Below are 8,315 nucleotides of genomic sequence, written 5' to 3'. Positions count from 1 at the left end.
AATTTAGTAAACTCGGCACTGCCGCCGGCGTAGCCCATTTTCCACTGTTTGAAAATAGGGGCGGTGATTTCCTCATAGCTGATAATAGTGATTTCGTCATGGCGGGGGTCATCAGCAATATCCAGGTAAAGCTCGTTAACGGCGCTGCGTTCGCCTTCCAGCGCCTGCAAAAAATATTGTTGTTCGTAAGAAAGCATACCGCAAATGCCCTCGGCCTGATTGTTACGGCGGGCGGTGTCGAGAATGGATTTCAGATCGCTAAGTGACATTTCCCGCGAGGCATGGCTGTAGTACACCAATCTCACTAACTTCATTTTTACTTTCCTTTTTTCTAAACTGCGTAATTGTTTGCGTAACTGCAGGCAACGACTATCTTTCAAATATAGCAGAGTTTTCAGAAACGGTAGTGTTGGGTAAATGTATGGAAAATCCAGTGTTTTTGGTTGGTCAGAGTCCAGACTTAGCGGCATTTTTGCCGGATAACACAATGCACTGCGAAAAATTAACCAGCCTGAGAAACGCTAAAAAGACACTGCGCAGTTGTAAGCCCTCACTGGTTATACTCTGTGTAGGCTCCGATGATGATATTTCCCTCTGTCAGTCGGTAGCCCAGTATATTCGTCAGGGGCTGGTTAACCAGGATACCCGTATCATTCTTATGCATAACCCCACTCAGCAACTGGACGAAGTAGTCTGGCTGGAAGAGTACCAAATCAATGCCTGTTTAACGGCGTCTGAAGCGAAAGCCAAGTTTAATGCCAGTGTGCTCAAACGGGAGCTGGCCACTTTTGAGTATATTGAAAACACCTACCGTCAGCACGATGCAGAAACAGAATTGCTGGTGTGTATCACACGCTTTTCACGAGGCGACGAAAAGCTCACGGCGCTGCTTTCAACCTTCTCAAATGCGCTGGCGAGATTATGCCATGCCCACTGCAGTTTCGAAATTTACCTGGAAAACACATCGCGTTTTCGGGTGCGCGGTTCCGATACTGCCAGCAACGATCTGGCAAAAACTATGCAGGCATTGTTATCAGAGGGCGGGCTGCCGGCCAGCCTTGCTCAGGCCATTGAGGAACAGCACCCACAAATTCACCTGCTCGATGAAAGCGGCGGGCTGGAGCCGGTTACTCAGCTTATAACAACTCGTATTGGCAGTTATCTGGCTTTCCCTATCGTGGTGTATAAACGGGTAGTATGTTTATTGCTTTACCTGATCCCCGAACAGGAGATGGATAGGGTTTCCATGAAGCAGATTACGATTATCAATAAGGCCGCCGAGCAGCTTACGGTGTTGTTAGAGCGCAAACAGGCTGAGTCGAGCCTGAAGAAACAATATACCCGTCTGCGGGATACGCTGCTGGAGCTTAAATCCACTAAACAGGCATTGGCACACAACGAAAAGCTCGCCAGTATCGGGCGTATGGCAGCGGGCATCGCTCACGAAATTAATAATCCACTGTCATTTGTGATCAGCAACTTCTCCTCAATGGATAGCTATCTGGATAACATTATTCAGTTGCAGTCCATGCAGAGTGAGCTGTTAACTGCCATAGACATTCAGCAGGATCAAAAAGCGGCTCATCTCAAACAAAGTCTCAGTGAATTTGAGGAGCAGGCGGGTATACCGTTTATTTTGGAAGATATCAGAGCAATCGTCGCTGATTCTTTTAATGGTCTGCAACGGGTTAAAAATATCATTAGCGACTTACGCTCTTTTTCTCATAATCAGACCGGAGAAAAAGAGGTTTGTGATTTCTCTGTGCTGCTGGACGACACTCTGAAGATGATGCGATATGACCTGGACAACAAGGTCAGTATCCAGCGGGATGTTGAGTTTAATGGCGTGTTACATTCGCACTCCGGTCTCATTGAGCAAGTACTGGTGAATCTGATTAAAAACGCTGTGCAGGCAATGGAAAAGGCGGATACGGCTGAGCCGGTTATTCAAATAAGCGCTGCAGAGATAGATAATATGCTGCACATTCGAATTAGGGATAACGGCCCCGGCATGGCGGCCGACATCCAGCAGAAAATATTTGAGCCCTTCTTTACCACCAAACCCATCGGCGAGGGAACCGGGCTTGGCTTATCGGTGGTGTATAACATTATGCAGCGACTGGATGGTTCGATTCACTGCGAGAGCGAACCCGGTGTGTTTACCGAGTTTACTTTGTTGTTGCCATTAAAGCAGGAAAACGCGCAGGCTGATTGAGTTTTAAGGCGATTTCGGAGCATGCTTCAATTGGGTTTTACCGATAATTTTCCCATTGCATTTAACCGGCTGCCGTGTAGTATTTTATTTATACCATATACAGAGCAGGCGCGTGGCAACCACTTCGTTTTTTCAATCAATGAGTATGACATCACACCGCTTTACATGCGGTGTTTTAGGATTGCTGATCGATTTAATGTCGTTGCTCACGGTACTGGCTCACGGTTGTGTCAAACAGCCGGCGAGCATTCCTCACTTTAGTAAGCTTAATTTACTGCCATGCAGTTACGGCTTCTTCCACTGGTGCCTGGCCTGGTGGGCTGGTAACACAAAATCTCTTTAACTTAACTCATGCGTCTGCGCCTCGATTGAGCGGACGCGGCATTGTCACCCATTTTTTAAAGAGAGCAAAAATGACCTTACCTGTCATCCCCTTTTATCCACATCCTGCCCCGGCGCAGGCAATCCACAAGAGCTTAAGCCAGTCTGGGTTTATGCAAATCAGCGACATTGGTATAGAGCCGACATTATTAGCGGAAGTTTATGCGGTCAGCCGTGTATTTTTTACCGGCGATCAGCAAACCAAATCCCGCTGCGGTTATCGCTCTGCTCAGGAAAACTTTGGTTATCAGGGATTGCTGGAGGAAAACCTGGATCCCACCGCTCCGGCAGATATCAAAGAAACCTTCACTATGCGTAGCTTCGTCCTGGGAATTTGAAAGGGAACAGCCACTCCTGGATTCTCACGTTTCGCTAGGAGACTTGCTAGCGCCCTCTGAGTGGGCAATCATCTAGTTCATAAGCATTTTTGTTAAATAGATTTTATTCTTCGAATTTTTTGTTGATAAAAAAACAATTATATATATCATATACGAACCATTATCATTTGTATTTAGAGTATTAAAGGGTAAATTTATGAGAAATGTAAGTAGAGTATCTAAATTGGGTAAAGCGATAGCATTTGCACTAGCGGGACTGTCGAGCGCGTCCGCAATGGCGGCTATAGCGCCAGACGATATTGAGCGTATCACCATTAGTGGAAATAGCGATTCAACATTTCCACGCACCATGGCTGCCGTTGATTCTGGCAAAATCTTTGAGGGCAAAAAGACCTCAGTGGTAGAGCTTGATGAAATGCCTAACTTCATTGAGCCAAACTTAAGACAGATGTTTTCTACGCTGCCGGGGCTCTTCGTTTCAGATCAAGCCATCCCCAGTTTTTACAATGTGAACTACCGCGGCTTAGGAAACCCTCATGAGTCTGAGTTCGTGGGCTTTTTTCAAAACAATATTCCCCTAGCCGCAGACCTTTTCGGATACCCTACCATCTACTACATGCCGCCAGCACAGCGTATTGAGCGCATAGAATTCGTTCGCGGCGGGTCGGGTTTAATTTACGGTCCACAAATAGGGCCGACGGTAAACTTTATTACCAAGCGCGCAGAAGTAGGCCGCGATACGGGCTTTCGAACCGATCAAGCACTCGGGAGCAATGGGCTATATAGCACTTATAATGAGTTTGCCACTTCAACTGGAGACTTCGGTTTCTTTGCATCGGTAGACCACCGTTCGGCCGACGGCCCTCGAGATAATGAAGATTTCGATGTAACATCAGGCCACGTTAGTGTGGCTTATGAAGGGTTTGACGACATTCGCCTTGGTTTCGAACTTGATGTATACAACTCAGACTCTGGTGAAGCAGGTCGTTTGAGTACGACGGAATTTGAACAAGACCGCAATCAAACATTAACCCCATTCAATCGTGTTGAGATAGAACAAGTACTGGCTAATTTTACTTTTGCGCAGAAGATTAGCGATAGTGCGACGCTTGACGCGAATGTCTGGTATTCATACATGGACCGCTTTAGTCGCCGTTCTGGGCAATTTTCTGAGCCTGAGAATGAGCCTGCTACCACAAATATTGATCAACAAGAATTCGATAATTGGGGCTTCGACGCCCGTTATGCGCAAGCCTGGGGCGACAACAATGTGCTGACTGTGGGGACAACCTCTTACTGGGGAGATAGCCCAAGAACTCGTCACGTCAGTAGCGATATTCGCTCTAACCAACAGAACGCCGCTGACTTGCTATTCGATCAAGACCGTAAAATGACGTATAACGCCGTATTTATCGAAAATTTATTCAAATTCGATAAATTGAGTGTGGTACCTACCCTACGTTATGAGCGCGTTAATTACGACTTAGAAGAGTTGACTAAAAATCCAAGTCTAAACCGAGATCCTATCGACGTAGACGAGACTGAAAATGAACTGCTACTCGGTCTTGGCATGATGTATCAGCTCAACGAAATCAGTGAGCTTTATGCAAACGTTTCTGAATCTTATCGCCCTCAACGATTTGATGATTTGGCCAACCCCAATTCAGAACTCGCCAGCTCAAATGGCCCCGATGTTTCTAGTGCAATGAACTATGAATTTGGTTACCGCGCCATGCCTGTTGATGGTCTTGTACTTGACGTGAGCGCGTTTAGAATCGACTTTGACGACAAAATTGAAACTATTCAGGTAAATATCGCTGACATAGAGCGAGTGAACTCTGGCGACTCTCGCCATCAAGGCGTAGAGTTTAGCGTCGACTACGACCTTTTTGCGGGTCGTGCTGACGAAAGTTTTAGAATTTTTGCCAATGGCTCGTTGCTTGATGCCGAAATCGTCTCTTCCCTTAACGAGAGCCTGGTTGGAAATACCACCGCTTTTGCACCGGAGTATCTTTTACGCGCCGGGTTTATATACAACACGGAAAAGCTTGATGTCGCGCTTACTGCGACAATGGTAGACGAGCAATTTTGGCAAGACTCGAATGCGTCTAGAGGAACAGGCATCGATGAAATAGCCGCGCTAATTCCTTCCTATGAAGTTGTTGACCTGACCGCTGAATATCGTATCGATTCGCAATGGGCAGTATATGGAGGCATTAATAACCTTTTAGACGAGAACTATTATTCTCGCGTGAGAAATGATGGTATCGAACCTGCCCTCGAAAGAACCGTATTTGCAGGCGTACGCTTTCAAATGTAAATAGCAAAATTGTAAGCAAGCAGGGGCGATAACTTGGCCCTGCGGTGCGCGCTTATAACCAGCGTCTTTTCAGACCACCTCCACACTTCAACATGTAATAAAATCGCTCTTTACGACCATTTCTTTTTGTTTTACCTCGCCGTTAAATTCCCTCATATTCCCGCAAATAATTAATAGCCATTAGAACGCAGTTGCGGATTGCAGGGGCTTTAACGTTGGAAAACACATTGTCTACAGAGCCTAAAGTACGCATTTCAGCGCCGGTGATTGCCCTGGCAATGTATGCGATAGCGTCAGGCTATTTAATGAGCCTCATTCCACTTATGCTAACGCACTATGGCCTTGATACGTCGCTGGCCAGTTGGTTAGCAAGTAGCTTTTATGCAGGCCTTCTTCTCGGTGCGTTGGCCATTGAGCCTTTGGTTACCCGCTTGGGACACCGAAACGGATTTGTTTGGTGTTTAGGTACGCTCATCACTACTATTGCCATAATGCCTGCAATCCCTGACGCCAGCGTTTGGTTGCTTGCCCGGTTCGTTGCTGGCGTTGCCGTTGCAGGTGTATTCGTTGTTGTTGAGTCTTGGTTATTACATGGTAATGAAGCCGACCGCGCCAAGCGCGTGGGCCTTTATATGGGAGCGTTCTATGGTGGCAGCTCGTTAGGACAGCTTTGCCTTGGCTTTGTTGGCGTTCACGGTGTGATGCCTTTTGTCGCCATTTTTACTGCGCTACTTTTTGCTGTTGGTGTATTACTGCTTATAAAAAGCGATCAGCCCAGTAGCGCGGAAATCACACCACTATCGTTTAAGCAAATCACCAAGCTCAATCACGCTGCAATAATGGGATGTATTGTATCAGGGTTAACGCTAGGTGCTGTTTACGGCTTAATGCCCCTAGAGTTGATACAGCGAGGTATTGCTCATCAGCACTTGGGAGGATTGATGGCGCTGGTCATTCTTGGGGCAATGGCTGTTCAGCCTTTGATCCCTATGTTATCTCGCTATTTATCCAGAACTCTACTAATGGCCCTGTTTTGCTTACTGGGCGTTGCTGCTATTTCTCTTACACTGTCCTTTGCAGGTTTATATGCACTGGGCGCCGGTCTATTCCTTCTTGGAATGGCCCTATTTGCCCTATATCCGGTTGCCATCAACCTTGCTTGCGACAACCTTGATGCCCATTACATTGTGTCGGCTACTCAGATTATGCTTTTCAGTTATAGTCTTGGTTCAGTTGCAGGACCCATTATAGCCGATGGTTTTATACTGCGTGAACAAGGCCTGATGGGTTACTTATTTACTTGTCTCCTCGCCACCAGCATTTATATGCTAATCGCCAGTATTAAGCTGAAAAGTAAAGCAAAGGGCGTTTACGGCTAACATAGTTGCAACCCCTTTTTTCATTGCTGAGTGCACTTTATTAATAGATCGTTGTACACAAGACCGAGTGTGCACTCAGTTTGAAATTTTTACGCGATTTTTATACAGCGTACCGTGCTTATTTTCTATATTAAGTTTAACTTGTATAAAGTATTCAGGCGGTTAACCTATATTTCCATTAATTATGGTACAGCTTAAGTATCACAACGTTGACTAATCAAAAGGAAGAATTCAATTCTAAACTTTAAATATATTGTTTTTTTAGGCTCCGCACTACTGCTTAGTGTAGCTGTATGGTTTATTTTTTTCGCCAAGGAATTAGCACCTGATTTTACTGCCTACGCTGCTGGGCCAGAGCGCAAAACCGCGTTCTTCAATTATTTTACCCCTATAATCGTTGATGCTAATAAGCAACTAGCCGCAGATAGACGACAAATTCAAAAAATATGCGATAAGGGTAACAGTGACGCGGCCTCGCTAGAAAGTTACTTAACCAAGTATCGGATTGACGATGCCGATCTACAACAAGAGTCTGCTTGTCAATTATTGTTGCGTCGCGCGGATGTGGTGCCCGTTTCATTAGCACTCGCTCAGGCTGCAAACGAAAGTGCGTGGGGCACGTCTCGTTTTGCTAAACAAGGGAACAACTTCTTTGGCCAATGGTGCTTTACCAAAGGCTGCGGCATTGTTCCCCAGTCTCGTGATAAAGGAAAAGCCCATGAGGTCGCCGACTTTCGTTCACCAGCAGATTCGGTCGAAAGCTACATGATGAATTTAAATCGTCATGATGCCTACAAACCGCTTCGCACTATTCGCCAATCACTTAGGGAAAAAGGGTTTGTTATTTCTGGGTTACCGCTTACCCACGGTTTAAACAAATACTCTGAACGTGGTGAGGAGTATGGAAAAGAGTTGCGTGACATGATTACCTTCAACGATCTAACACGCTTTGATACGGCATCAGATTAGATGGCGGACCAATGCGGTTCGCCGTCGCTTTCCTATTCGCCTTAGCTTCCCTATGAAAACGTGATAAATCGTGCAAAGCACTAGTTGAAAAAGCGCCTCGCAACATTAAGACCATAAACGAAAACTATGCGTATATATCGTAAATTAAATTTATGCTCGCCACTATGAAAACAGACTCGACAGCAAAGCCCTACGCCATCATCGATAGAAGTTGCAAACCGCTTATCTATGTCACCTTTACAGGGCAACGTGAAACCCCTGAAAAGGATTATAAGAAATATTAACGCTATGTACTACCCACTGTGTCAGCTGTATTTAAGGCCAGTTGCACGTGTGTCAAATGGGTACTTTTCAGGAATCAGTGAAGTAGTTGTCATCAAGATAGACGCAATATAACTGGTCTTTGGTACTGAAATCCGCAATGAGATATGTGAAAGCCCTTACCTCAACATGTTGCATGTTCAAGTGATGGTCTGTTTTTTGTGCTTCATGCGCCAAAATCGAAGTCGCGTTGAATGATGTAGTCACTGAATGAGGCTGTGGCTGGTGGAGCTCGAAGTGGCGGCATTAGAGAATCGTTTTTTGCTTCAAGAAGAGTCTGCTTGTCAAGGTGCGCCAAAATCTTATGGATAACAGCCGGATCCGTAATACAAGTAATAATTTTGACGTTGGTTTTTTCACAAGCCTCACAGACTGTGATGTCAATATTGAAT

Annotated in this window: 6 protein-coding genes and 1 pseudogene; 5 read left to right on the top strand and 2 right to left on the bottom strand. The window is 45.6% G+C overall.

The genetic code is table 11. The features are described 5' to 3' along the window. On the bottom strand, positions 1 to 314 hold a 314-nt coding region (locus C6Y40_RS07790), incomplete at its 3' end, for a BLUF domain-containing protein (RefSeq protein ID WP_105934096.1). A 107-nt stretch (positions 315 to 421) separates the two neighbouring features. Here C6Y40_RS07790 and C6Y40_RS07785 point away from each other — a divergent pair. The 5 genes from C6Y40_RS07785 (at position 422) to C6Y40_RS25155 (ending at position 7,602) form a co-directional block, all read left to right on the top strand. Beyond that, the gene (locus C6Y40_RS07785) at positions 422 to 2,215 is read left to right on the top strand and encodes a sensor histidine kinase (RefSeq protein ID WP_105934095.1); all 1,794 of its coding nucleotides are present in this window, start codon (positions 422 to 424) and stop codon (positions 2,213 to 2,215) included. 413 nt (positions 2,216 to 2,628) lie between these two features. Beyond that, positions 2,629 to 2,934, top strand: a complete 306-nt coding sequence (locus C6Y40_RS07780) for a 2-oxoglutarate and iron-dependent oxygenase domain-containing protein (RefSeq protein ID WP_024024471.1) — start codon at positions 2,629 to 2,631, stop codon at positions 2,932 to 2,934. A gap of 196 nt (positions 2,935 to 3,130) precedes the next feature. After that, positions 3,131 to 5,254, top strand: a complete 2,124-nt coding sequence (locus tag C6Y40_RS07775) for a TonB-dependent receptor family protein (protein WP_020745975.1) — start codon at positions 3,131 to 3,133, stop codon at positions 5,252 to 5,254. Positions 5,255 to 5,469: 215 nt separating this feature from the next. Then, entirely contained in the window at positions 5,470 to 6,633 is a 1,164-nt protein-coding gene (locus C6Y40_RS07770) for an MFS transporter (protein WP_100972757.1), read from the top strand. Between the two features lie 546 nt (positions 6,634 to 7,179). After that, positions 7,180 to 7,602 carry a glucosaminidase domain-containing protein gene (locus C6Y40_RS25155; RefSeq protein WP_377939713.1) on the top strand — a complete coding sequence of 141 codons (423 nt, stop codon included), beginning with the start codon at positions 7,180 to 7,182 and terminating at the stop codon, positions 7,600 to 7,602. 487 nt (positions 7,603 to 8,089) lie between these two features. Here the strand turns inward: C6Y40_RS25155 and C6Y40_RS24930 are convergent. Continuing rightward, positions 8,090 to 8,315 (bottom strand): annotated as a pseudogene (locus tag C6Y40_RS24930) (IS91 family transposase); the annotation flags it as partial.

It is taken from the genome of Marisediminitalea alba, assembly GCF_002993365.1.
In the GTDB taxonomy this organism is placed as follows: Bacteria; Pseudomonadota; Gammaproteobacteria; order Enterobacterales; family Alteromonadaceae; genus Alteromonas; species Alteromonas alba.
This window is presented reverse-complemented; position numbering and strand designations above follow the sequence as displayed.